This is a genomic window from Pontibacillus halophilus JSM 076056 = DSM 19796 (assembly GCF_000425205.1).
GTDB lineage: Bacteria > Bacillota > Bacilli > Bacillales > BH030062 > Pontibacillus_A > Pontibacillus_A halophilus.
Map to the genome: position 1 here is coordinate 129,481 of NZ_AULI01000001.1, position 25,627 is coordinate 155,107.

Below are 25,627 nucleotides of genomic sequence, written 5' to 3' on the forward strand. Positions count from 1 at the left end.
CCTCTACCTTTAGAAGGGGCTTTTTTCTTTCATTTTTAATATCTACTTAAAAGCGAACATGCTGAAGATTCCTTTAATAAATCTTGATAATGGATGTGATCCTTGCTCTGAGTTAGAAGAATGGTCGCCTCCTTCTTCAAAGAGGGCCATCCATTTATACCATAGCAACTTCACAATTTGACGTGGTTTGAATCGTTCTCGATTTTCTTCCTCTTCCTGTTCATCCCCTTTGCCAGTTCCATTCTCTTCATCGTCATCGTCCGATTCTTGATTGACTTTTGTGCCTAGTATGACTGTGCCACCCTGGGACCTAGATGGAAGAGTCATCGTTACTTGCTTTCCTTCTGTCACGTCAATTCTTTGGTTTGAATAGATATCCTCCACTTTTGTATTTGCTTCGAATGGCACATGGAAAGTTACTTCTTTCGCTTCATTCGTTGTATTTAGACCGACCAATACCGAATCTCCTTTGTATTCCCGCTGAAATACGAGATAACCTTGGTCATTTCCACCAGCAACAGTAGAGCGAGTCCCCTTGCTAAATACATCAGAATACTTGTCACGCGCATGCAACAATGACTGATAATGCCTCAACAAGTCATTCTCTTCTGTAGCGAGACTCCAATCCATATCGTAACGATTCTTAGAAAATTCACCCTTATCCATATCACGAGCTGATTTACCAGACAAGCCAAGTTCTTCACCATAGTAAATCACCGGCTGTCCCTTGGCCGTAATTTGGAGAGTAGCAGCAACTTTGAATTTACTTCGATCTCCTTCGAGTGCCGTTGCCAAAAATCCATCTTCATCATGGCTACTCAAAAACTGTCCAAGCATGTAAGTATCGTTAATCGTTGAGTTTCGCTTCTCTAGCTCCTCCTGGGCACCTTCTAGATCCCCTTTAACGAATCTTTCGGCCTGATGCTTAAAGTCAAAATCAAGAAGGGAGTCCATCTCGCCATCGTTTAGATAGCCGCCTGTATTTTGAGAGCTCCCTCCATAATATTCGCCGATAAGCTTAAAATCTGGTTTCCTCTTCGTCAGTTCATTTTTGAACGCTTTCCATGTAGTGTCTTCTACATGTTTCACAGTATCTACACGGAAGTAGTCAATGGTATCGCCGCGTTCGGTTCGAGCTTGCTCAATCCAGTCCGCTTGCCATTGGATAAGCTGGTTACGTACATTCTCATCTTCTGTCCTAAAGTCCGGTAGTCCGGCTAATTCTCCTTTAACAACGTCTGTACCGCCGTCACGGAGCATACCCTCGAACACTGAACGCTCCTTCTCAGTTGGGAATTCTTTAATATCTTCTGTCTCTTTCGCATTCATGCCATAACCTGCGTGATTTAACACCACATCCACCATAATCTTCATATCACGGTCATGGGCTTTATCAATTAACTCCTTAAACTTGTTCAGGTCACCAAGGTGTTCATCAATGGAGGTGAAATCTTCTGCCCAATAGCCATGGTAGCCAAATTGAGAGCCATCTTTGTTGTGACGCAAATCCCATTCAATGTTATCTACGATTGGAGTAATCCAAATCGTGTTAATCCCTAGTTCCTCTAAATAATCAAGTTTGTCGATAATCCCCTGGAAATCCCCTCCATGATAGGTTTCTGGATGACTCGTATCGTAGTCCATACCATTCGGATCATCGTTCGTAGAATCTCCATTGTGGAAGCGATCGGTTAACATAAAGTAAATTCTCGACTCATCCCAATCGAAATCATCATCTTCTTTTTCAACAACCGTTACGGTTGCCTGTGCATTATGCGCATTGCCAAATTCATCTATAAGCTTAATAGGTAACGTCTTTTGGCCAGGAGCAACTGATTGTGAAATAGAGATGGTGTGCCTCATCAACTGAATATCAATAGGTTGATTGGAATCTCCACCTACAGCTGTCTCATCTACATAAGCTTCTTCGATGGAAACATCTTCTTCAGAGGTTGCTTCAATGTGAAGAACAGCATTCTCATCATAGCTTACGGTTTCTGGAGTTATCGTTGCATCAATGTTGAAATCTGGGATGGAATACTCAATAGAAGACGACTCATTGTATGGGTCTTTGACTTCAGCGGTCTTTCCATCATCATGTACAAGGAAGGTGTAATTGATTGTGCCTTCCTCAAGCTCTTCTAGGGTAAACGTATAGTACTCATTCTTTGAATCATACATCATGTCATACGTGTCAGTTCCAACCTTCACTTGTACATTGTCAATCGTCCCCATACCATTTGCTTTATAGCGTTCTGGGTCTCGGTAATAAAACGTGACCTCTCCATCCTCAAGCTTCGGTCCTGTAACTGCCGGAACGACATGAATAGCTTCTTCACCGCTCGTAACATGAACCTTTGTGAGGGTTTCGTCGGGATGTATTGGGATATAGCGATCTCCACCATAGTCTTTCTCTTCCCAGTTTCCCCTTCGAACGATAAATCCTACAGAAGTAGCTTCTGGACTAATCTCAAACGTTGTTCTAGCCCCAGCTTCCGTTATCCTTTCAAATATTTTTTCACCATCTTCTACTCCTGTCTGCCAAGTCCACAGGTTCCAACCATCATAGTTGCCATCTTCTCTTTCATACGTGAACTGGACATATTTTTGCTTGTATTCTTTTACGGTCAGCTCCATGGTTGCTTTCTTGTCTCCCGCTTGAACGGTAATCGTTGTCTTCCCAACTCCGTGCCCTGTGACTTCCCCATACGCATTCACACTCGCTACAGAAGGGTCATCAGAACTCCACGTTAAGTCGGGATTACGCATTTTCTGTTCAAACTGATCGTTTACAGATGCCATTAACTGAGTTGATTTTCCTTCATAAAGAGAAGAATCCCCTGTTAACGTAATGCTGCTTGGTATGAATGTATCTACTTTTACCGCAATTTCCTGACGTAAATCACCCGCTTGAACTTGAATGGTTGCTTCCCCATTGCTTATTGCCTCCAGCTTTAGACCACTCGCTTTCACAACTGAATCGTCTGATGAGCTTAACGTTAGTGATTCGGCCATTGGATTTCCTTTTTGGTCAAGAACCTTTGCTTTAATAGTGCGAACATCTCCAGGCTCCAATCCTATCAATGTAGGTTCGACCTGTATGGAAGAAGGTGTCGGCGTATAGGACTGTTCTTCGTCATACAGCACCATCATAGACAAACCTGAAACAGAAGCAGTATTTCCGTTAATCGTATTCAACGATTCGGTTCCTGCTTGTTTGTCATTGACGACCACGTTCCAATCTCCATTAGAAGGAAGATTTACTTCCTGATTGCCGTCGTTAGCATTGTAGATGACGACAATGTTGTTCCACGTATCGTTGTTGGCGTAGTCGTTTAGTGTGTAGGCGACAACATTGTTCTCAGCATGATAGACGTCCAGATGCTGATTAATGGTTTCAGCCGACGTCATTCGAAACGCTGGATGTTCCGAGCGAAGTTTCGTTAGCCCTTTGTAGTAATCAAATACTTCAGTAAACTTCGCCTTATTTTCCCATTGAATAGCGTTTACAGCGTCTGGACTCTTATAACTGTTGTGGTCACCATACTTGGAACGAAGCATTTCTGCCCCTTCATGTATAAATGGAATCCCTTGAGACAAAAGAACAATTCCATTCGCTAACAAGGAACGTTTCACCGTCTCATTGCTCATAACATCTTCTGGAATGATTTGCTTATAAGGTGTAGCTGCTTCGACAGCTTCTTCAACCGAATTAAAATTCTTGGCACTCTCGCCTTGAAGCTCCCCGTCCTTAATATCGAGGAAACCTAATTCTTTTTCTAATCCTTGCGTCTTCACAATCTTGTCCCATAGATTTAAATTATCATGGGCCGTGACATAATTAATGGTCTCAGATGGAAGAGCTGTAAAGTCATCAATTGCCCCTCTTACTCCTTTAACAACCTTTTCTTCGTTGCCACTTGCCCCAGTTGCAAATCCCTTAGATGCATCATCACTTCCACCTTTAATCGCATTTCGGAAGTTATCGTTAAACACAGCGAAGTTATTATTCTTCTGTGAGCCCTTTAGTGTTTGTAAGTTGGCAGGGAGGACAGAACCCCCAGCTTGCCACGGTTCACCGTAGATGAGAATGGATGGGTCAACTTCGTCATGGAGCATATCAGTTAGTTCTTTCATAGTAGGTGTATCAATTAATCCCATTAAATCAAAGCGGAAGCCGTCAACATTATATTCCTCAGCCCAATAGCGAACAGAATCTTTAATATACTTCCGTACCATAGGGCGTTCTGAGGCGACTTCGTTCCCTACGCCAGAACCATTCGCAAGCTTACCAGTTTCCGTCTTTCTATAGAAATAACCTGGTACAATTTTGTTAAACGGCCCATTCTTCACCTCAAACGTATGATTGTAAACTACATCCATAACGACTCGAATGTCGTTGTCATGAAGAGCTTGTACCATTTGCTTGAATTCAGTAATTCGATTGCTTGGATCGTTAGGATCTGTTGCAAACGAACCTTCGGGGACATTGTAATTTTGTGGGTCGTACCCCCAGTTATACTTTGCATTGTTTGAGGTAGGATCATCAACAGTCCGTTCGTTAACCGTCTTAAAATCATACGCTGGCAGCAAGTGAACCGTTGTAACGCCTAGTTCCTTTAAGTGATCTATGCCAATTGTGTTACCTTCTTGGTCTGTTAATCCTTCCTCTGTAAAGGCAAGATATTTCCCTTTATGCTCAAATGGAGCTTGTTCATCGATTGAAAAGTCACGGATTTGCATCTCGTATAAAATCGTGTCTGTTGGCTCAGGGAGCGGGGGCTTCTCATCCGGATTCCAAACGGATGGATTCGTATCCTCCAATGGAACAACTGCTGTCCGTTGTCCATTCGCAGCGACCGCTCGAGCATATGGGTCCACAACGTAGTTGGCTGTGCCATCCGCAAATTCAACCTTATACATGTAATAGCTGCCTGCAAGGTCTTGGGCTACAGTCAAATCCCATACCCCATTATTGGAACGTTTCATAATACGTTCCTCTCCATCTGAATGATCTGTAACCACCCCATTCTCGTTGTAAGTGCCTGCTTCATCATATAAAGATACGGACACGCTCGTTGCAGTAGGTGCCCACACTTTAAAGGTGCTCTCATCATTAGAATACGTTAATCCTAAATCGACCCCACTATAATAAAACTGAGGGTCATCGAGGATTTTTCGCATTGTGACTTCTTGTTTAGAAAACTGGTCGTTATTGACGGAATAAAGGTTCGTCACATCTAGCTTCCCGTCTATTAACGTTAGTTCCGCTTTTGTCTCAGTCACTTTAGAGGCTTTCACTTCAACATTTTTGCCTTCTGTTTCGTTCCGAAGTGTAAACGTGCTAAGCTTCCCTTCTTCCAGTGCAGCAGAAGTATGCACGTAAATCGCATCCATCGCATCAGCATAAGCCGTCTGGATGGAGTCTCCTGTGTTTACACGATCCTTAGAATAATAGACGGTATCATCTCCCTCGACTAGCCAAACTTCAACAGACGATTCTCCACTTGGTATCTCCGCCTTTACCTCCATGTCTTTTGCTTCCCATTCCCCGAGTCGCGGGAGGATATTTAATACCTTCGATTCAATTTCATACGTACCTTGTGCGAAGCCATCCTCTGTCACAGTCTCAAATCCGTATGAACCTCCATCCTGTCCATCTTCCCAGAGCCACAAGTTCCAACTATTCGCTTGTTGATCATAGCGAAAGTAATTAATCGTATACGTATACGTTTGGCTCTTTTCTTGTATGGCAACTGTATGCTCAAGCATTCCATTGTTATACTGTGCAAGAAGAGTGAATGTACCTGTTGCGTCACTGGTTGTTATAACTTCACCATTTTCAATTGTGACACCTGCAACCTGCTCTTTTAACGACCAGTTTGGTTGTACAGGCTCACTCGTACCATCAGCTTTAAGAAAACTGGCCTCTAAGGATAGCGATTGGCCAGCTTCAACTTCTGTTGACATTGATGTCGTTAGCCCTGGCACGGATACCACACTGTTTCCGTTCGCAGTCTTCTCGTTCAACGGATCTGTCACCCATACACCATCGTAATAGAATTTATATTCATAATCTCCTGGCTCTACGTCTGATAATGTAAGGGACCATACATCATCCTGTCCTTTCGTCATCTTCTTTCCTTCGTCCCAATCTGTCAGATTCCCTCTCAAGTGAACATCGGTTTGAACTTCATTTGAACCTTTAAAGTTGAATGTTACTTCGCCATCTCCATTTACCGTTGGACTTTGTAAAGTCTCTTCTGCCGCCCAAACCCCTATTGGTGACAAAACGATTTGAAGAAGCATGGCAACCACTAGAATAATCGAAAACGACTTTTGCCTACTTTTCATCCTTTAAACGTCCTCCCCCTATGGTTTTCCCTTACACCCACACTCGTTCAAACGGTTGCACAAATCTCACCACCCATCCCCCTATGCTGTATATGTAAGTAACCCGGAAATGAAATCGATTGCACCAATGATGCACAGTGTTTTGTAAGCGCTTAATTTAAGTGTACCTAGAATACTAGATTTTGGCAACTAGGCGAAAAGTACGAAAAAAGCTAGATTCCTTAATCGGAATCTAGCTTCATCCTCATTACGTTATATCCCCATACTAAATTTACTGAGTCGTCGTAGCTCGGCTTCTGCCTCTTTTAATTGATAATGAGCATCCTCAACTGCAATTGTCTCAAATTGAATCCGCCCACCTTGAGGTAACTGCGCCACCTTCCATAGGTCTGTAGAGACGATTGTTCCAATAGTGGCATACCCCCCAGTTGTTTGACTGTCCGCCATTAAAATAATGGGATCTCCACTACTTGTAACTTGAATCGTACCATAAGTTACGGCTTCAGATAGAATATCTCCAGTCGTGTGAAACTGTAGAGATGCTTCTCCGTTGAGCATCGTTCCCATACGATCCCCCCGTCCAACAGTCCACGTTTCGTTATAAAAGGTATGGAGGCTCTCTGGAGTAAATAGAGCTTCATGGCGACTTCTTACAACCCGCAACGTCACTTCTTCCTCATAAACAGGACACGCTTGTGCCAAAAGCCCCTTACGATGATGACCATTAACGGGTGCTGCCGCCTCTAAAACGTCTCCAACTCTTAACGCTTGGCCATATCCACCCTTTTCGTAGGTAGAGGCACTACCTAGCCATACCGGAGCAACGAATCCGCTCTGAACTCCAAGATAGGCTCTCACACCAGACTTTGGTCCTTTGAATACCAATCGATCACCTGCCTCTACAGAAAACGTTGTCCACATCGGAGCGGACTCTCCGTTTAAACGCACATCAAGATTCCCTCCTGTGACGACTAGTAGGTGGGAAGAAAGGACTTCGAACTCTGTTCCGAACAACGTAATCTCCAAACAAGGTGCCTGCGCTTTATTATTTATAAGAAGGTTGGCGATTCGGTAGGCCCGCTGGTCCATCGCGCCCGACATTGGAACACCATAAGAACGAAAGCCAATCCTCCCACTATCCTGGACGGTGGTATACAGCCCAGGCTTCGTTACTCTTAACACTGGACTACTCATTGCATTCTCCTGCTTTCTGAACGCCTATCCCTTGATTCTTCATCCAAGATATCACCATTTCAATATGTGGGACGGCACTCTCACCGTCGCCATGAAAGCAAAGCGTATCTACTTCCATAGGAACGAGCGTTCCATCTGTCGCACGAACTCGTCCGTTTACTAGTAGCTCTTCTACATGTTCCAATAATTGGTGCCGGTCTTTAATGACAGCGCTTGGCTCTCGACGTGGCGTTAGTTCCCCATTAAGAGTATACGTCCGGTCTGCGAACGCCTCACGTGCGACCGTGATTCCAGCCTTCTCTGCGGCATGGTGTAGTTTGGATTGAGACATAGCAAATAGAATGAGTCCATCTCCGCTATCTTTGGTGGCACGAACAACCTCATCTGCTATGTCTTCTCGTTGATTTGCCATATGATAGAGGGCCCCGTGTGGTTTTACATGTTGCATCGTCACACCGTGAACCTTGCAAAATCCGTTTAATGCTCCAATTTGATAAATAAGCATTCGATACACTTCTTCAGGAGTTACATCAATAACGCGACGCCCAAACCCCATTATATCTGGAAGCCCTGGGTGTGCTCCCACAGCTACCCCTCTCTCTTTAGCCAAACGAACCGTCTGCTCCATCACATTAAAATCTCCGCCATGAAACCCACATGCTATATTTGCTGAAGTAATGCAGTCCAACAACAATTGGTCTTCCCCGACTTGGAAGGCCCCGAAACTTTCACCTAAATCCGCATTTAAATCAATATGTTTCAAATCGTTCTACACCCTTTCTGACTTCATATACATCACGTTCTACTTGGTCTTGTATAACTTTGAATTCTGCTAAGTCAACCTCATAAAACCTGACATACTCCCCAGCCTTAAGCAAAAATGGCTCCCCTCTGCGCCGATCCACTAACGGAATGGGCGTGCGCCCAATGATGTTCCAGCCACCTGGGGAAGCTACTGAATAGACCCCAGTCTGCGCACCCGCTATGCCTACAGACCCAGCAGGCACATCATTCCTAGGCGTTGAGCGCCTCGGTTTTGACAAACGCTTGTCCAGTCCACCTAAGTACGGAAAACCTGGTAGAAAACCAATCATATAGACAAGGTAGTCTTGGTCTGCATGAAGTTGGATAACCTCCGATACGTCCACTCCTACGTAAGTGGCTAGCTCTTCTAAGTCGGGTCCGGCCTCTCCACCGTAGCAAACTGGAAGATGGACAATGGTTTTGTTTCGAGAATCGTTCATGAAGGACGTCTCTTCATATATCTGTAAGAGCTTTTCTTTCAACTCAAGAAACGTAAGTTCTAGCGGATTGTAGTAGACGGTTAAAACCGTATAGGAAGGAACGATTTCTATGATGGGAAGATCTTTCTGATGATGTAACGCGGAGTGTAATGCCATCACCTTTTCATGCGTATCACGTGTTATGGCTGTTCCAAGCTCTATTTTAACCGCTACATCTCCAAATGGGTCTATTCGCATGATATTGCTCCTCCTCCTCTTTAATTAAATCGCACCAATATTCAAACAATAGCAAGTAGAAAAATAGACCTCTCCTTACTCTAAGAGGTCTATTTTCTTTGTTAACGATGTAATAATCCAATCTTAATAGACGTCCAAATTGTACGAGGCTCTTGAATCTTTAAATTAGTCCAGGAAATCTCGTTAGCTTGTACGGGTGTAATAAATGGTTGGCCTGTTTGATAAGCTTTAGGACCAGCATCAGCCACAAACGTCCCTTCTGAGACCCCGCTGACCACCTGAGTTTCTCCATTGACTTCTAACCCTGTCCCTACTTGGGTCGCTTCAATTGTCCCTTGGCTGGTCATGACCCAGACATAGCGAACCTTCTCTCCTAACTTTTCTTTTAGCCTTTCCTCGGTTGAATCAGTAGCTTCGTAATCATCTACCTCTCTGGTTTCATCATCTGAAACTTCTTCCTGCTCTTCACGTTTGGCACTTTCTTGAGGATCACTCACAACGTCGTTTCCAGACTCATGATCTGCCCCTTCTTCAAGGACAACTTGTTCATGAATCCAATTTGACTTAGCAGTCGTTGCTTCTAATGCTTCTGCCGTTACGAACTCTACGGTTGTGTGATAGCCAGGCAATACGCGATCATCTACATCGTCCAACGTAATGATAAACGGGTAAACACTTTCCTCTGATTCTTTTTCGGGATAAGTATGTACACGGTCCACAGAACCTTCCCATTTTGTCTGATTGGTCTCAACCGTTCCCCTTACAGGTATCCCTGATTCAACTAGCTTACGATTCCCTTCATCCAAATTACCAGAAACAATCCATTCATTCGTTTCTACTGTCATTAAAGGGGCCTCTAAAGATTTAGAAATTTTAGTTACTGTACCCTCGTGTATACTCGAAACTTCAATGACTTGACCACTAGCCTCAAGCTGGTTTAATTGATTGGTTAACATCTCAAGTTCCGCTTGTTTTTGAGCCAGTTGGAGTTGCTTATCTTTAATTGCTGTCTCTTTTTGTAATTCCTCTCCAACGAACGATTCTTTATCTTCTTCCTCTTCCAACGAACGATTTAAATCTGACTCTGGTATTTGAAAATCTTCCACCTCATCTATGTAAGCTTGTAACGCATCGATTTCATCTTCCACCTTTGCAGATTGCGTTTCCAAACGATTGCGGGTCACGTTGTAATCACGCACAATATATTCATAGATTGGCGTACCCTCTGATACTTCATCGCCCTCTTGCACAAGGAATTGTTGGAAAGAACCAACCTCATCATCAAAGTAAAGAGGCTCTTGCTTGGAAGATTCAAATACGCCCTCTTCGTACACCTTCTCATACAAATCGTTTGTGTAAATACTGTCGTACTGATGGACAAAGGATGTCTGTGTAAGTTGCCCCTCCTCATACCATAGGAGAACACCATTCGTTACGATAAAAAGAACGAACGCAAGAAGGAGGAGCTTCCTTTTCGTTTTCCGCTTCATTAGTAACCTCCTGAACAAAAGCTTTCCCTATAAAAATTGTACATCAAAATATGTAAGCCAAACGGCACAAGCCCAATAAAGAATATGTACACTTAGCACGAGGATCCATGTTTTCCAACGGGCCAGTTCACCGATGAAACGAATAAATTTATATTGGAACCATACAATCCATACCTGAACGATCGATAACACACCCGCGATGAGAACGATCCATTCTTTGTCTGTGAAATAGCTCGCGATAATTCCAAACGAGAGAGGTGATACAAACCACTCCAGCCCAAGCGTTACCATCATCACAATCCAAAAGATCCGCTCTACTAATAACACTCCTACTACATTGAGCTGCATCGTCAGCAGTTTTCGATAGGGAACCCTCGTAAACCCCCAGAATAGAAAAGAGCTGAAAAATAGAAGAAGAACTCCTACTAGTAAACCGTACGCCATTCTCCCAAGTACGAAGAATAGTTTCAAGGATTCATAAGTTGAGACCGAAACAGCTGTTGCCTGCTTCGATATGGGTTGAGAACCTAATCCAAACCATGCCATCAATCCGTATATACCAACGGTTAAGAGGAGGAGAAGAAAAACCCTCTTCCACAACCCGACTATTTTCTCAGCAGCTTTGATTCGATGAAGTTGATCTTCCTGTCGAATATAGAGTTTAAATATCCCCACGTTATCCATGCCACACATCCTTCTTTCTACAAACTTCATGTAAGGAACTCATTAGTTTGAGTCTACATTTATTACCTATCATAGTTCAAATCATCCTAATATGAAATTCAAGTTTTCGTAAAATTCTTCTCTTTTCTTGTTATGTTCTGTCATATTTCAGTTTAATCAAGCAAAAACTAGGTTATATCACTTCTAATTCATCTAAACTCTATCTCTACATAATGAACTTGTGGAATTTCACATGCTCCGTTATTGACAGGCTTACCCCCTTTTTTCGTATAATAGCATAGGACTTTTCCACATCAATTTAGGAGGCTCTTATACTTTATGGAAACCGAAAATCGAGAAACGTTAGACCGAACGCTGAAGCCCCACTGGGTTTGGGCCATTGCATTTGGTTCAGCAATTGGATGGGGAGCATTCGTGCTTCCAACAGATTGGATGAGCGATGCAGGACCCCTCGGCGCTGTCATCGGACTTTTACTAGGTGCCCTTTTAATGATTGTCATTGGCGTTAGCTATGGCTTCTTAATTAAGCACTTCCCGGTATCCGGTGGGGAATTTGCGTACGCGTATATCGGATTTGGCCGTACCCACGCCTTTATCGCAGGCTGGTTCTTAACTCTTGGCTATATGTGTATTGTAGCTTTAAACGCAACGGCCTTAGCACTGTTAGGGAAATTCCTATTCCCGAACTTAGTCAAAGTTGGCTATCTGTATACGATTGCAGGTTGGGACGTTTACTTCGGTGAAATCTTAATTGCAAGCTTAGCCCTCATACTTTTCGCGTTTTTCAACATTCGCGGAACAAGCTTTTCAGGTCGTACTCAGTTTATCTTTACGATGATACTCATCGCAGGTGTCACACTCGTTACAATTGGTGCCCTAATGAGTGACACGACAAGCACAGCGAACTTTACACCGCTCTTTGCGACAGACAAATCTGCTATTGCTGCAATTCTATCGATACTTGCGATTGCACCATTTGCATATGTAGGATTTGATAATATCCCGCAGGCTGCAGAAGAATTTAACTTCCCAGCGAATAAAGCATTCAAGCTAATCGTTTATGCTTTGCTAGCTGCTGGTGTGGCTTATGCCATTATGATCTTCATTACTGCAAGCATTCAACCTTGGCAGCAGTTGGTCTCTCAGGACTTGAACTGGGGAACTGGGGTCGCTATTGAAAGTGTACTTGGCAAAGTTGGAGTCTTTACCATTGCAACTGCGCTCGTCATGGGCATTTTTACTGGTTTGAATGGTTTCTACCTCTCTTCAAGCCGCTTACTATTCGCTATGAGTCGTGCACGCATCCTACCAAGCATGTTTCGTAAGCTACACCCGAAACACAAAACACCTTATGTTGGTATTCTGTTTACAGCTGTCATTTGCTTGATTGCTCCTTGGTTCGGACGTACAGCACTACTATGGATTGTTGATATGTCCTCAACCGGTGTGGCGATCGCTTATTTCTATTGCTGCTTTACAGCTTATAAGTTCTTTAGTTGGAATGAAGCAGGTCGTACAAGCACAAACTTAAATGTAGTCGCCCCAGGGAAAAAGCTTCTTTCCTTACTAGGAATTATTAGTTCTCTTGTATTCCTAGCGCTTCTCCTCATCCCTGGTTCACCTGCTGCACTTGCAGCTCAACCTTGGACGGCACTGATTATTTGGGTAGTACTTGGAATTGTCTTCTATCTCGTACAACGTAAAGACATTAATAAAATCTCTAATCGTGAATTGAACTACCTTATTCTTGGTAAAGAAGAGATCTAATAAAATATTCGACCATTGAAATCTATTTACGGGAAGCCAGCGAGAGAATCGCTGGCTTTTTTTACATTTTAACTGATCTAAGCCTCTATAATTACCCTTTACCTATAAAATCTAAACTATATTTAGTTAAATTCCCCACTGTAGTCCTATATAAAATCATCTATACCAATCCTATTAATTGTTTTATTTTTATATTGTTACAAAAAAGGGGCCATTCGTCCCTATTCATATTAACTCCATGTAACAACTCCGCCTAAAGGACGATTATACATTTTTTGTTTATTATGGAAGAAGTCATCTGTAATCGGTTTCATCCTTGTTAAATCAACGGTATAGTTCATAAGTCCTTCCACCATTTTTCCATCGTCCTTCCATTGAAGACAAATCACCCGACCTGTATATTTACCGTGTACAACCCATTTCGTACAAATTCCCAAAATGAGGTGACAGAACAGATGTACAGAAAATCAAAAAACATGAGTCGTATTATTGCTTCCATGGCAGTCGCGACTACCGTTGCTACAGCAGCAGCTCCTAACGTCCTAGCGGTGACTCAGCCCCACCCAGACGAAGAGCTTAACCAGGAGAACGTAAAGAAACAGATGTCTGTTCAAGGATTCGAGAAACTTGAAGACGGTGTGAAACTACAACTATCCGACAACAAAACAGCGACAATCCGCCTCTTTGCAGAAGACATGGCGAAAGTATCCATCCTAAAAGACGGCGAGGAAGAATACTACTCTTCTGGAATCGCTAAGAAAGAATGGGATGCACCTGAGTTCGACATTGAAGAAGAAGACAATGTCATTACAATGGAAACAGAAGAAATCACGGTTAAGATTAAGACAGAGCCATTCGGGATTAAATTCCTTGATAGTGATGGCAATGTGATTAACGAAGATTATATGAAGAACGGCTCCGGCTATGACGAAGACCGTCCTTATGTGTATAAGAAAACGAATAAAGATGAAGCTTTCTACGGATTCGGAGAGCAAGCTGGCTTGAACTTAAACCAGCGCGGTGAGAGCCTAGGCATGTTCAACACGGATGCATACGCATACCAAACGGACACCAAATACCTTTACACTTCTGTTCCATTCTTTATGGGACTAAAAGATGAGAAAGCATACGGAATCCTATTCGACAACGCCAACCGTTCTTACTACGAAATGGCTTCTGAAAGCGATGATTACTACTATTTCTATGCTGATGGTGGACAGCTTACATACTATTACATGTATGGCCCTGAAATCCAAGACGTGTTAGATCGCTACACAGAACTTACAGGGAAAATGGAACTCCCTCCAAAATGGTCTCTTGGCTTACACCAAAGTAAATGGGGCTATACAGCAGATGAAATTGAAAATGTAGCTTCAACTTACCGTGAGAAGAACATTCCGCTTGATACGATGCACTTTGATATCGACTACATGGTGGACTACAAAGTATTCACATGGGCAGATGATTACGGCAGTGAAGATCTACACAACAAGCTAGACGATATGAACTTCCATAAGATTACGATTAATGACCCGGCGATTAAGAAGGAAGAAGGCTATGAGTTCTACGAAGAAGGCGTCGAAAACGACTATTACGCGAAGAACCCAGACGGCTCTAACTTTGTCGGTGAAGTATGGCCTGGAGATTCCGTATTCCCTGACTTCTCACGCGAAGAAGTTCGTGAATGGTGGGCAAACGAACATGATGTTCTCTTTGACAAAGGAATCGATGGCGTATGGAATGATATGAACGAACCAGCCGTATTCGATGGTCCCTATCATACAATGCCTCTAGATGTAGAATTTGGAGAAGGCGAAGATACAATGTCGCACGAAGCGTACCACAACCTTTACGGACATGATGAAGCAGAAGCCACTTACAATGCATTTAAGAAGTATAAACCAGAAGAACGTCCATTTGTCCTTACACGTGATGCATACGCAGGTACTCAACGCTATGCTGCCTTATGGACAGGGGACAACGTAAGTCAATGGGATCACCTACAAATGTCTCTTCCTATGAATGCGAACGTAGGTCTTTCCGGACAACCATTTGTCGGAAACGATATCGGTGGCTTCGCAGACCGTCCAGATAAAGAGATGTACGCGCGTTGGATTGAAGTTGGCGCATTCCTTCCATTCTCCCGTATCCACTATGATAATGATGCGAAGGCAGAAGTGAAGCAAGGTCAAGAACCTTGGGCATTCGGTCAAGAAGTCGAAGAAATTAGTAAGAAATATATTGAAATGCGTTACAAGCTAATGCCTTACCTTTACAACACGTTTAAAGATGCGTCTGAGACAGGTTCACCTGTACAGCAACCGCTTGTGTATCAGTTCCAAAAGGACGAGAACACGTACGATATTGCAGACCAATTCATGTTTGGTGAGTCCATGATGCTTGCCCCAGTTGTGAAAGAGGGCCAGACTAAACGTGACGTCTATCTTCCAGAAGGCGAGAACTGGGTGGACTACTGGACAGGTAAAGAATACGAAGGCGGACAAACGATTCAAGTTACAGCAGAGCTTGATGAGCTTCCAATCTTCATGAAGAAAGATTCCATGGTGCCTACCCGTGAAGTTCAGCAATACACGGATGAAAAGCCATTAGAGAACCTTGTACTAGACACGTATCTTGACGAAGAAGCGACATACTCCTTCTATGAAGATGATGGCGAATCTTACGAGTATGAGAATGGTGCATTCAACATCACAGATTTCAAAGTTGAGCGTAAAGGCAAGAAGATTACCTTCCAACAAGAGAAAGTGGAGACAGGCTACAACTCTGACCTTGAATCTGTAACACTTAAGCTAAACGGAGAAGCAGCACCGAAGAGAATTAAAGTTGGCTATAAGAAATACAAGCAAGTGGACAGCGTAGAAGAAGTAAAAGCAAATGAAGGCACTTACTTCTACGATGAAGAAACGAACACGATTTACGTGACAATCCCTGCCGATGAATCCGGCAAAGTAAAAATCAAGACAGACAAGAAGTCTAGCGGATCTGATAAGAAGTCTGACGATGACGACCGAAATGAAGAGCGCGAAGACGAGGATAAAGAGTCTGATCATGAGAATGAAAATGAACGTGAAGACGAATCTGACGATGAGCGTGAGTCTGACGATGACGAGCGTGAGGAAGATGAAGATGAGTCTGATGATGAAGATAATGAGCGCGAAGACGACGAGAATGAGTCTGACGACGAAGAAAAGGATGACGACCGCGAGTCTGATGAAGACCATGAAGATGCCGGAGACGATCATTCCACTACGATTAACGAAGATAACGATACAACAGTAATCAACGAAGACAATGATACGACTGTTGTGAACGAGGACAACGACACAACTACAATCAATGAAGACAACGATACAACTGTTGTGAACGAAGACAATGACACAACAAATGTAGTAAACACGGATAACAGCCAAGATAACGACAGGTTTACCACGAATGAGAAGACAGTCAATAACCTCTTTGATTCATTCAGCCTATTCGGAAATGGTGGCTTTGGCTTCTTTAACAATAGCTTTAACCAGAACATCCAAGGTGACGATAATGTTCAGAACATGAACAATAAGTTTATCTTTGGCAACACGTTCATCTTTGACCTATAAAAAGAAACATTAAAAGAAACCTAGTGAATAAAGACTAGCAGACTCCAGTCTGTTAGTCTTTTTCCTATATGAGTAAGGAGCATACATCATGAAAAGACGAACAAAATGGATCATCGCCTTATCCATATTAATCCTTGCTGTCATTAGTTTAAAGTGGCTGCCATCAACCAACACAACAACAAGTGACACATCAGACATTACTTCGCTTGAGATTGACAAGGCCATGTACCAACCTGGAGAACCAGTTACCTTCTCTGCCACGCTCAACCAACCTTCGTCAGAGCTAACCATTCATTACTATCATTTGTCAGAACGAATCGAAACGGAAACCATCGAAGCCCCTTCGAAGGACGCCACATGGACATGGACTCCTCCTAAAGAAGATTACAAGGGATACCTGGTTAAGGTTTCAACACCAAGCAGCACGAAAACGATTGGTGTTGACGTTTCGTCCACATGGACCAAGTTTCCACGATATGGATTTTTATCTCACTTCGAGGAAATGGACCCTTCTAAACAGCAAGACACAATCAAGCAGCTTAATCGCTATCATATTAACGGACTTCAATACTACGACTGGCATGACGAGCATCATCAACCGCTAAAAACTGATGGCGCGAAGCCTCTTTCAAGTTGGGCGAACATCGCCAATCAACCCGCAGTCTATGACACAATTGACCGTTATATCCAATTGGCAGATGATCGGAATATGGCGTCTATGGCTTATAACTTGTTGTATGGAGCGCTTCAACAATCAGAGCAAGATGGAGTGAAGCCCGAATGGTTCATGTATAAAGACGACCAAGGCAATGCTTATGATTATCATCCTCTACCAGAGAATTGGAAGAGTCACGTCTATTTGACAGACCCAACGAACGTGGGTTGGCAGCAGTACCTATATCGTGAGATGAACCACGTGTTCTCTCAACTTCCATTTGACGGTTGGCACATCGACCAACTCGGAGACAGGGGGAAAGTTTACACGAAAGAGGGCGAACCCATTGATCTAGCAAGCAGTTACAATGGATTTATCCAGAACGCTCAAGCTAAAATGCCCGACCAAACACTCGTGATGAATGCCGTTAACCAGTATGGACAGTCATCGATTGCACAATCGACAGTTCCCTTTCTTTATACAGAAGTGTGGGAGCCTTACCAAACTTACGGAGACCTCTACAACATCATTAAAGAAAACGATACGTATAATAAGAATTCTGTTCTGGCTGCCTATATGAACTATGACTTGGCGAATGAGGACGGCCAGTTCAACAAGCCAGGGGTACTTTATACAGATGCGTTAATCCTTGCAAGCGGCGGAGCTCATATTGAACTTGGAGAACACATGCTACAGAAAGAATTCTTCCCACACGACAAGCTTCAAATGGGTGAATCATTACAGGACCAACTCGTTCACTACTACGATTTCATGGTTGCCTATGAGAACTTGTTACGCGGTGACGTTACGGAAGCTCCACTCGAGATGTCGACGAAAGATTGGGTACAACTCTCATCCCAACCCCAACAAGGGAAGTTATTCTCCTTCGCCAAGACGAACGAATCGTCTAAAATTATACACGTGCTCAATTACTTCGATGCGTCACACATGAAATGGCGTGATTCAAATGGAACACAACAACAACCTACTACGAAACACGACCTAGAATTATCAATTAAAGAGGAACGCCCCGTGGAACACGTATGGGTTGCTTCCCCCGATTGGAATGGCGGTGCCCCCTCTAAACTCTCGTTCACCCAAGAAGAGGGCGAGATCACCGTCACTTTACCTGAAATTAAATATTGGGACATGGTTGTCCTAGAATACAAATAAGGAGCTGACACCCGTCAGCTCCTTATTTGTATTCTAGTGAATTTATTACATGAGACAAGAGAAAGTGGAACGTAGCTTCGGAGATTCAACTGACCTGCACGGGCTGCGTTACTGTCGCTCGGGTGGAAAAGAAAATGTACACAAACAAGCGTTACTGACGGCGGCACGTCAGAACATGACAAAGCCTCTCCTTCATCTATCCAGGATAGGTGAAGGGCGGGAGAATACCAGGAGACTAGTGCGGAAAAACGGGCGATCCGAGACCCCGCAGTGTGGGTATTCACGAGGAGGCTCGGGCGTTCGTCCGCGGAAAGCGAGTGGTATTCTCCTGCCCAATCCACACAAAAAAAGCTTGCAGAAAAACACGAGGTTTCTCTACAAGCATAGGAGCTGACACCTGTCAGCTCCTCTTTCCATTTGTCCAACTCATTAGACTCGTCACCGTTAAATCCGTTTCAACGCTTCCTTGAAATTCACTCCACAATTCAAAGAGCAGTTTCATTGTTGGTAAAGACACACCTTGAACACCAGAGACAACTTGCTGCACATCAAGTGTTTCTAAATTCTGGCCATCCATAGGAAAACCAGCGTCAGCAAACCATGCTGTCAGCTCTTCCGATTGCGTTACTTTGTCGGATAGACGCTCAAGAACGTCAGCATCATAGCGAACGTAATAATCGATATCTAACCCACTCTGATGCTCTGCCTCTTTCACAAGCTCCTTTGTCTCCCCTTCTTCCCATTTGTTCTCCCAAGGGATGGACGTTTGGAAAGTTGAATCCTCAATGAACACGAGTCGCTGGGCCTTTCCTTCTTCAAGCATCAAAATGTGTTTTCCTGGTTCGGAGACGGTCCCTTGTTCCAATCGAGGCTCTTCTAGATGAAGCGGATTGTTACGAGGGTTGTTATGGTCGTAAATCTCCCCTTCTTCTGTTGGGGACGTATTTTCTGTATCTGATTTTGAAGCCCACATCTGTTGGTACGCAGCACCAGCTAAAAGCACAATAATGATCAACCGAATAAGCGACCGTTTGTTACGAAGAAACATAACGCGACACCTTCCGTAGTTTTTTACAGTTAGTGTCGCCATCCAATTTATGATTCATACATATAGTAGCTAAGAATTACTAGATTACCAGTCATTTAACGCAAACTACGTAAGCGGATTGGAAATGAGTTGCCCGAATTGAGGTGGACGACCGATTGAATAGTATTCAAGCTTCGCCTCTTTCATCTCCTCGATCCCATAACAATTACGTCCATCAAAGATGATTGGCTGATTCATACGAGCGGCGTAGACATCTGGAGCAATATTCTTAATGACAGGCCACTCCGTCAGAATAAATACGCCGTCTGCGCCTGTGAGGGCTTCTTCCACACTACTTGCGAAATCAACACCCTCTTCGAAAATGGTCGCAGCACGTTCCATGGCAACCGGGTCATACGCCACAACTTCAGCATTCAAATCAACGAGACCGTTAACAATAGACAACGATGGGGCTTCCCTCATATCATCTGTTCCCGGCTTAAACGAAAGACCGAGCACAGCCATACGCTTACCAGCTAAATCTCCATAACGTTTGATTGCTTTCTGTATTAACCTCGATGGTTGCATGTCATTGACTTCCACTGTCGTTTCAATGAGACGCAATCGTTCCATGAAATCACTGCCAAGATGAGATAACGCCTTTGTATCCTTCGGAAAACAAGAACCTCCATATCCAATCCCTGGTCGAAGGAACGCTTCTCCTATACGCTGATCTTTGCCGATGCCAGATACGACATCTTCTATATTTGCTCCTAGTTTCTCACTTAAATTTGCAATTTCGTTGACGAAGCTAATCTTCATGGCCAAGAAAGCATTCGCAGCATACTTAATCATTTCTGCACTTGCTAGGTCCGTCTTCACAATAGGAGCTTCAAAGGGAGCATTGATTTCTGTTAAGACGTCCCATGCATACGAACTGTTCGAACCGATGACAATTCGGTCTGGATGGAACGTATCATAAACTGCTGATCCTTGCCGTAGAAATTCTGGATTTGAGGCAATATGCACCTTTATGTCTTCTTTCTTTTCCTTCTCAATCCACTGGAGCACCTGCTCGTTTGTCCCAACCGGTACAGTTGACTTACAGACGACGACGCATTCTTGTGTGGCATAGGATGCAATATCATAGGCCGCGCTCTCTACGTAACGAAGATCGGCACTACCATCTTCTTTTGGAGGAGTTCCAACGGCAATGTAAATCACCTCTGCACTACGAAGGCCACGCTTTGGGTGAGCTGTGAAAGAAATGCGCCCCGCTTCCCGATTTGCAAGCAATAACTCTCTTAGTCCTTCCTCGTAAATCGGAAGCTCCCCTCGATTTAACTGGTCCACTTTCGTTGTATCTACGTCGATACACGTTACGTAGTGCCCTAATTGCGCTAACGCTACTCCAGTGACTAGGCCGACATATCCTGCCCCAACTACAGCAATTTTTCTCGTCAATTGGGTAGCCTCCTTTTAGGAATGAACGCTCTCTATGTACATGTATATTATAAAAGGCTGTCAGACATGAAAACGTATCGTATTTGTAAACTTTTTCATAGAATTAGTGAATTCCTTTGCCGTTTTACAGACATTGGATTGTGACTCCATTATAATAGGATTACCGCTATTATGAGGGAGGAAACAATGTTGCATTGGTCACCTAGTCTAACGGAAGCACTACATGAATTATCAAAGCACATGAAGCATGCCCCATACGGTGTATCCCTACGCCATTCTATCCAACAACTGAACATACAAGCAAATCGTCCACTTTCTATCTTACTTACAAGTGAAGAAAGACAGCAAGCTGCCCAATTGATTAACGCCTTGTTAGGAGAATCATGTTTACCAAACACGTCATCCATAACGGACACCCCCATCTACCTTCAGTACAACACAGAAGCTCAATTGCACGCGGTCTATAAAGACGATGTTACTGAAAGCTTCCCACTTTCTTGGTTTCATATGTTACTAGAGAAGAACAATGAATTGTCCGACCGCTTACAACAGGAAATCAAAGCGATTAAACTTTCCCTTCCAATTGACTTGTTGAAATATGCACAGCTCATCCTAGGGAGTACAACATGTGTACCTCATCTGCAATATGATGCGGTTATACGTATTGGTTCAGATATTCACCTTGACACAATCAAACCCACATTAACTGTGCTCGCTCTAGAGGAAGAGTCTAAAGAGGATGGGATCAAGACCAACTGGATGGGAGCGCTCGAAGCGAAATTAAACAACGAAGACGAACAATTAAAACAGACAAACTTCATCGCAGTAGAGAAGAAATTGAACGAGTGGATGGATACAGAGCAGCTACGTGTTTCGAGCCTCTATCAGGAACTGGGTCAATTCCTTTATACGCTTTACTTAGTCCTCCTGCATGAAGCAAAGAGCTTACCACTCACAGCCTATGATACATATGCGAGCTCATTTATAGATGAAGACCTACCAGCATTTCAGAGAACGCACAAGGAAGTCCAAGAAGAATTAGAGATAATTGAAGAGGACCTACAAAGCGTACAAGCCTTTCAACATATAGATATCATGGACTGGAATACGTTGGAGCTTTGGCACGAAGATGTCATTCACACATTGGGGCAACTACATACTCAGAAAGACGAAGCGAGAGAATCAATTGTGTCGGAACTGAGCATGAAGAAGGAAGAGCTAATCAACCTGAAGAAAGCGTATGAAACGAAACGAACTGCCTATGAGGAAGCGAAGCAAGAAGCGGAACATACAGGCACAGAGATGGTAGAACTTTGGCAGGGCATTAAATATCGACGATTATTCGGGCGGAAACAAGTGAAAACTTTCTTAAAGCAAGAAGAACAGCACCTAGACGCTTTGGACAGCGCTCACGTCCGGTACAAGTATGCCCAAATAGCCTCGGAGGATTGGCACCATGCATTAGAATCCTTTACAGAGAGTGTGAACCACGCACTGATGTCTACCCAAGGATCTCTCTTGGACCGACATCGCGCTCTCTTAGAACACCAGAATGAAGCTCTCCTTGAATTCCAACTGCATATGCCAGACATTCCAACAGGGCAATTTCAAGCGATTCAAGACCACGTACAGACGACTTCGGTACTCCACTCCATCTTGGAACGGGCATTTAACTTTGAAAGTGAAATTTCACAGCTGCCAGCGTATATAGAAGCTTATGAACAATACAGTCGACTGTTACAGCACATACGACGACTCTATGTCATTGAAGACTTCGGCGAACAGTACCTTAAAGCTGAAGCCTTGCGTGTTCAACCTGAAATGGAATCTAAATCACTACATGCTTCGATTACACCAAGCATCATTGTAAATCACGACGTGAAAAAGGCGGTACGATTCCCCGAGTATGATGGGCAGTCGTTGCTTGACCAGTTATGGAAGAATCAACTTACTACCATCGTCTCAAGTGCAATCCTAATTTTTCTTATCAGTGCTCTCATTTACTTCTATCCTCTATTACTCGATTTACAATAAACAACACCCGCGACAGATCAGTCGCGGGTGTCTTACATTACTTTTTATAGAAGTATTCTTCCAACCATTCATTGAACAGTTCGAAATCTGTTTCTACGCGAGATTGGTAGAATTTCGACCACGTCTTCAGTTCGTGGATAAGTCCGTCAGGCTCATCTCCCATTGCATCTAGAATTTCCGTTTCGCTATGGTAGTCAAGCAGACCGTGCTCGATGTCCACATCTGCACGAGCATGAATCTTAGCGGCAATCTTCGCCATCACTTTCACAGTCTGTTCCACACTCTTCTCATCCTCTAAATGCTTCTCCTTCAGGTCACGTTCGTACGGGGAACGTTCACGAACATAGAAGTGACGATTGCGAAGTGTAAAGAAGCCTAAATAAGGGTCCGCCATATGATGCATGGCTTGCTGCGTTTCAATGACTCGCTTCCCTTGGTGGCGATGCTCTTGCCAGAACGTTTCGTCATATGGGAAGAAGTACGCAGGTATTGGAGCTCTAGCTTCTTTCGCTTCAAGTATGACGTCATCGTGATGTTCATTGTCATGAACACCTTCAATTAAGATATAGTATCGCTTTAACCCTGTGGAGCCAATACCAGCTCCAGACTTCTTCACGATATCCTTAATTTCATAGTGTTCTTCGTCATGAAGACTACCATCAGATAAGCTCTCCACATACTGACTCCAAGCCCTTACAAGCTCACGGTATTCATTATTGGAGACCGATTCCAGCTTCTCTTTAGATCGGTCGAACACCCGATTCCCTTCTTCATCAAGCGTCGTCTGCTTCTCAAGCTCATGGGTGGCCTGACGTTCCTCAAGCTTCTCAAGCGTCTTCTTGATTGCTCCCTTCGTATCATCCGCTCTGAAACGGGTCTTAACCGGATTGTCTTTCCCCTTGGCAAACTTCCGAATCTGCTTATGATACGACTTTACGAATTGCTCCACAAACTCATCCTGTTCATCCTCACCAAAGCCTTGTTGACTCCCAAACAGACGAATGCTAATGACCATGCGGAGTACATCGTATAAATACGAACCAAGATAGCCTTCATCAAAGTCATCTACATCAAAGACAATTTCGCCTTTCTCATTCTGAAATCCGCTATAATTATCGAAATGAAGATCGCCCATAATCCACGTTGGCTTATCGGACGGTGTATGGTAATGGAAAGGTATATTCGTTACATCGTAGTAGAATAGATAGGCGCTTCCGCGAAAGAAGCTATACGCATCTTGCTTCATCTTATCGTATTTAGCTCTACGGTCGGTTTTACTTAATCGCATTTGTTGGCGGTCAAACTGATCAAGGATGGTATGAATGGTTTGTTTCCTCAATGTTCGTTTCGTATTTTTCACGCGTTCTTCCATTTCCATTGGTTCAATGTCCCTCCTCAGTCGTTTACGCTATTCATCGTTTTCCCGTTCTATTTCTGTCAGAAACCTTCCTCACCCTTTCGACACCAAGCAATATATTCCTGCTTTTTCAACTAAACTGCCCCCATCCTTCGTTGGATGAGGGCAGTTTATTAGGAGATATAAATCCAGATTGCAAGAAACAAGAAGAGAACAGCTAAACCAACTGGCATAGATAAGACCATAACGGGAAAAGGCTTTTGATTGACCCTACGAACGATAGAAGGGGCTTCCACTGGAGGGGCTCCCTCATCTTCTGTGAACCGTTGTCTCGTGTGCTGAGATGGAGCGATTCCACACTGGTTACACTGATGGTCGTTATGCTCAAACTTCGCTCCACAACGGATGCAATAAATCATAATTGCCACCCCATTTATTTCAACATATCGCAAAACACGAACTACTAGACTGTATGTAAGGGTATGAGAACGAGAACGACTAAGTCACACTATACAGTTAGCTATTCTACCGAATAATTCCTGCCTATCTGCATTGAAAAAATAAAAAGCGTTCAACAAGTTTCGTTGAACGCGATTCTAAATTACGAGCTCACTTTAATCTTCGCTTCTTTAAAGTTCTGCTCTGTAAGTCCTTTAATGCTATAGTTGTTGAAACTCTTACGTTCTGAGTCATAGGTTAACTCAGCTTTACGTTCTCCATATTCAAGTACCACAGTCGATTCCTTGGTTGCCTGGTCAATGTTGGCGCGCTTCACTTCAACCGCAAAGGAAGACCCAATTGAGGTTGCGGCTACTTGAGCTTCTTTCACAGAATAAACCGTAGTCTCCTCCTCTAACTCTGATGAAGATTTCTCTTCCTTATCATCACCGTCTTGATTTTGCGGAGTTGCAGGTTCTTCTTGAGTAGATTGAGATTCATTACGGTCCTTTTCTTTAGAGTCATCCGATTGATCATCGTTAGACTCCATTTCTTCTTCGTTCGCTGTCTCCATTTCCTCTGATTCTGATATAGGAGTAGATGAAGGTGATTCAGCCTCATTTGCTTCGTCTTCTGAACGAGGCTCGCCGTTCAGCAGTACGTCGCTAGAAACGGAGTTCGTTACACTGCTGTCTTTAGATGCCTCCCCTTCGACTATGTTGATCTGTTTCTCTCCGGGAGTGCACCCGCTCACCCATAAGGAAACCATAACAAATACGGGAACGAGCATTCGTTTCGACGACATACGTGGACCCTCCTTACTGATTGTACGTCCATCGTAGCCAACTTACATTGCATCAGCAACGGTTTTCTATAAAAGGTGATTCTAGTT

Annotated in this window: 16 protein-coding genes; 5 read left to right on the plus strand and 11 right to left on the minus strand. The window is 43.6% G+C overall.

Annotation, left to right across the window (positions count from 1 at the left end; all coding sequences use genetic code 11):
- Positions 1-42: 42 nt before the first annotated feature.
- From pulA to H513_RS0100655, 6 genes are all read right to left on the minus strand, one after another.
- Positions 43-6,354, minus strand: coding sequence for a type I pullulanase (gene pulA, locus H513_RS21075; protein WP_081658117.1), 6,312 nt, complete (start codon positions 6,352-6,354; stop codon positions 43-45).
- 252 nt (positions 6,355-6,606) lie between these two features.
- Positions 6,607-7,548: a 5-oxoprolinase subunit C family protein gene (locus H513_RS19350; protein WP_036768849.1), complete on the minus strand. Its 942-nt coding sequence runs from the start codon at positions 7,546-7,548 to the stop codon at positions 6,607-6,609.
- Positions 7,541-8,311: a LamB/YcsF family protein gene (locus H513_RS0100640; protein WP_026798953.1), complete on the minus strand. Its 771-nt coding sequence runs from the start codon at positions 8,309-8,311 to the stop codon at positions 7,541-7,543. The genes H513_RS19350 and H513_RS0100640 overlap by 8 nt, the downstream gene beginning before the upstream one ends.
- A complete protein-coding gene (pxpB, locus tag H513_RS0100645; RefSeq protein ID WP_036768846.1) occupies positions 8,298-9,029 on the minus strand; it encodes a 5-oxoprolinase subunit PxpB in 732 nt (243 codons plus the stop codon). Before pxpB ends, H513_RS0100640 begins: the two co-directional genes overlap by 14 nt.
- Before the next feature lie 101 nt (positions 9,030-9,130).
- On the minus strand, positions 9,131-10,519 hold the full coding sequence (locus H513_RS0100650) for an efflux RND transporter periplasmic adaptor subunit (protein WP_026798955.1): 1,389 nt from the start codon (positions 10,517-10,519) through the stop codon (positions 9,131-9,133).
- 27 nt (positions 10,520-10,546) lie between these two features.
- Positions 10,547-11,233, minus strand: a complete 687-nt coding sequence (locus H513_RS0100655; RefSeq protein WP_154655148.1) for a hypothetical protein — start codon at positions 11,231-11,233, stop codon at positions 10,547-10,549.
- A 288-nt stretch (positions 11,234-11,521) separates the two neighbouring features.
- Here H513_RS0100655 and H513_RS0100660 point away from each other — a divergent pair, with 288 nt between their 5' ends.
- From H513_RS0100660 to H513_RS22260, 4 genes are all read left to right on the plus strand, one after another.
- On the plus strand, positions 11,522-12,970 hold the full coding sequence (locus H513_RS0100660; RefSeq protein WP_026798957.1) for an APC family permease: 1,449 nt from the start codon (positions 11,522-11,524) through the stop codon (positions 12,968-12,970).
- Positions 12,971-13,446: 476 nt separating this feature from the next.
- Positions 13,447-16,587: a glycoside hydrolase family 31 protein gene (locus H513_RS19355; RefSeq protein ID WP_231572053.1), complete on the plus strand. Its 3,141-nt coding sequence runs from the start codon at positions 13,447-13,449 to the stop codon at positions 16,585-16,587.
- A gap of 88 nt (positions 16,588-16,675) precedes the next feature.
- Positions 16,676-18,415 carry a glycoside hydrolase family 66 protein gene (locus H513_RS0100675; protein WP_036768842.1) on the plus strand — a complete coding sequence of 580 codons (1,740 nt, stop codon included), beginning with the start codon at positions 16,676-16,678 and terminating at the stop codon, positions 18,413-18,415.
- Between the two features lie 49 nt (positions 18,416-18,464).
- Positions 18,465-18,809, plus strand: coding sequence for a transposase (locus H513_RS22260; RefSeq protein ID WP_154655149.1), 345 nt, complete (start codon positions 18,465-18,467; stop codon positions 18,807-18,809).
- Between the two features lie 6 nt (positions 18,810-18,815).
- On the opposite strand, the gene H513_RS0100680 is transcribed toward H513_RS22260, so the two are convergent.
- Positions 18,816-19,463, minus strand: a complete 648-nt coding sequence (locus H513_RS0100680) for a hypothetical protein (protein WP_026798959.1) — start codon at positions 19,461-19,463, stop codon at positions 18,816-18,818.
- Between the two features lie 105 nt (positions 19,464-19,568).
- Positions 19,569-20,906: a UDP-glucose dehydrogenase family protein gene (locus H513_RS0100685; protein ID WP_026798960.1), complete on the minus strand. Its 1,338-nt coding sequence runs from the start codon at positions 20,904-20,906 to the stop codon at positions 19,569-19,571.
- A 189-nt stretch (positions 20,907-21,095) separates the two neighbouring features.
- Between H513_RS0100685 and H513_RS0100690 the strand changes: the two genes are divergently transcribed.
- Complete coding sequence (locus tag H513_RS0100690) at positions 21,096-22,940, plus strand: hypothetical protein (protein ID WP_154655150.1); 1,845 nt, start codon at positions 21,096-21,098, stop codon at positions 22,938-22,940.
- Between the two features lie 37 nt (positions 22,941-22,977).
- Here the strand turns inward: H513_RS0100690 and H513_RS0100695 are convergent, their stop codons facing one another.
- The 3 genes from H513_RS0100695 to H513_RS0100705 all read right to left on the minus strand — a co-directional run bounded on the left by H513_RS0100695 (position 22,978) and on the right by H513_RS0100705 (position 25,540).
- Positions 22,978-24,318, minus strand: coding sequence for a DUF2252 domain-containing protein (locus H513_RS0100695; protein WP_036768837.1), 1,341 nt, complete (start codon positions 24,316-24,318; stop codon positions 22,978-22,980).
- 152 nt (positions 24,319-24,470) lie between these two features.
- The gene (locus H513_RS0100700; protein WP_026798963.1) at positions 24,471-24,716 is read right to left on the minus strand and encodes a hypothetical protein; all 246 of its coding nucleotides are present in this window, start codon (positions 24,714-24,716) and stop codon (positions 24,471-24,473) included.
- 182 nt (positions 24,717-24,898) lie between these two features.
- On the minus strand, positions 24,899-25,540 hold the full coding sequence (locus H513_RS0100705) for a hypothetical protein (RefSeq protein ID WP_026798964.1): 642 nt from the start codon (positions 25,538-25,540) through the stop codon (positions 24,899-24,901).
- Positions 25,541-25,627 lie beyond the last annotated feature (87 nt).

Coding starts and splice junctions, on each gene's coding strand:
- pulA (WP_081658117.1), bottom strand. CDS start 6,354: ATGAAAAGTAGGCAAAAGTCGTTTTCGATTATTCTAGTGGTTGCCATG.
- H513_RS0100695 (WP_036768837.1), bottom strand. CDS start 24,318: ATGGAAATGGAAGAACGCGTGAAAAATACGAAACGAACATTGAGGAAA.
- H513_RS0100655 (WP_154655148.1), bottom strand. CDS start 11,233: ATGAAGTTTGTAGAAAGAAGGATGTGTGGCATGGATAACGTGGGGATA.
- H513_RS0100675 (WP_036768842.1), top strand. CDS start 16,676: ATGAAAAGACGAACAAAATGGATCATCGCCTTATCCATATTAATCCTT.
- H513_RS0100700 (WP_026798963.1), bottom strand. CDS start 24,716: ATGATTTATTGCATCCGTTGTGGAGCGAAGTTTGAGCATAACGACCAT.
- H513_RS0100660 (WP_026798957.1), top strand. CDS start 11,522: ATGGAAACCGAAAATCGAGAAACGTTAGACCGAACGCTGAAGCCCCAC.
- H513_RS19355 (WP_231572053.1), top strand. CDS start 13,447: ATGAGTCGTATTATTGCTTCCATGGCAGTCGCGACTACCGTTGCTACA.
- H513_RS22260 (WP_154655149.1), top strand. CDS start 18,465: ATGAGACAAGAGAAAGTGGAACGTAGCTTCGGAGATTCAACTGACCTG.
- H513_RS0100705 (WP_026798964.1), bottom strand. CDS start 25,540: ATGTCGTCGAAACGAATGCTCGTTCCCGTATTTGTTATGGTTTCCTTA.
- H513_RS0100680 (WP_026798959.1), bottom strand. CDS start 19,463: ATGTTTCTTCGTAACAAACGGTCGCTTATTCGGTTGATCATTATTGTG.
- H513_RS19350 (WP_036768849.1), bottom strand. CDS start 7,548: ATGAGTAGTCCAGTGTTAAGAGTAACGAAGCCTGGGCTGTATACCACC.
- H513_RS0100650 (WP_026798955.1), bottom strand. CDS start 10,519: ATGAAGCGGAAAACGAAAAGGAAGCTCCTCCTTCTTGCGTTCGTTCTT.
- pxpB (WP_036768846.1), bottom strand. CDS start 9,029: ATGCGAATAGACCCATTTGGAGATGTAGCGGTTAAAATAGAGCTTGGA.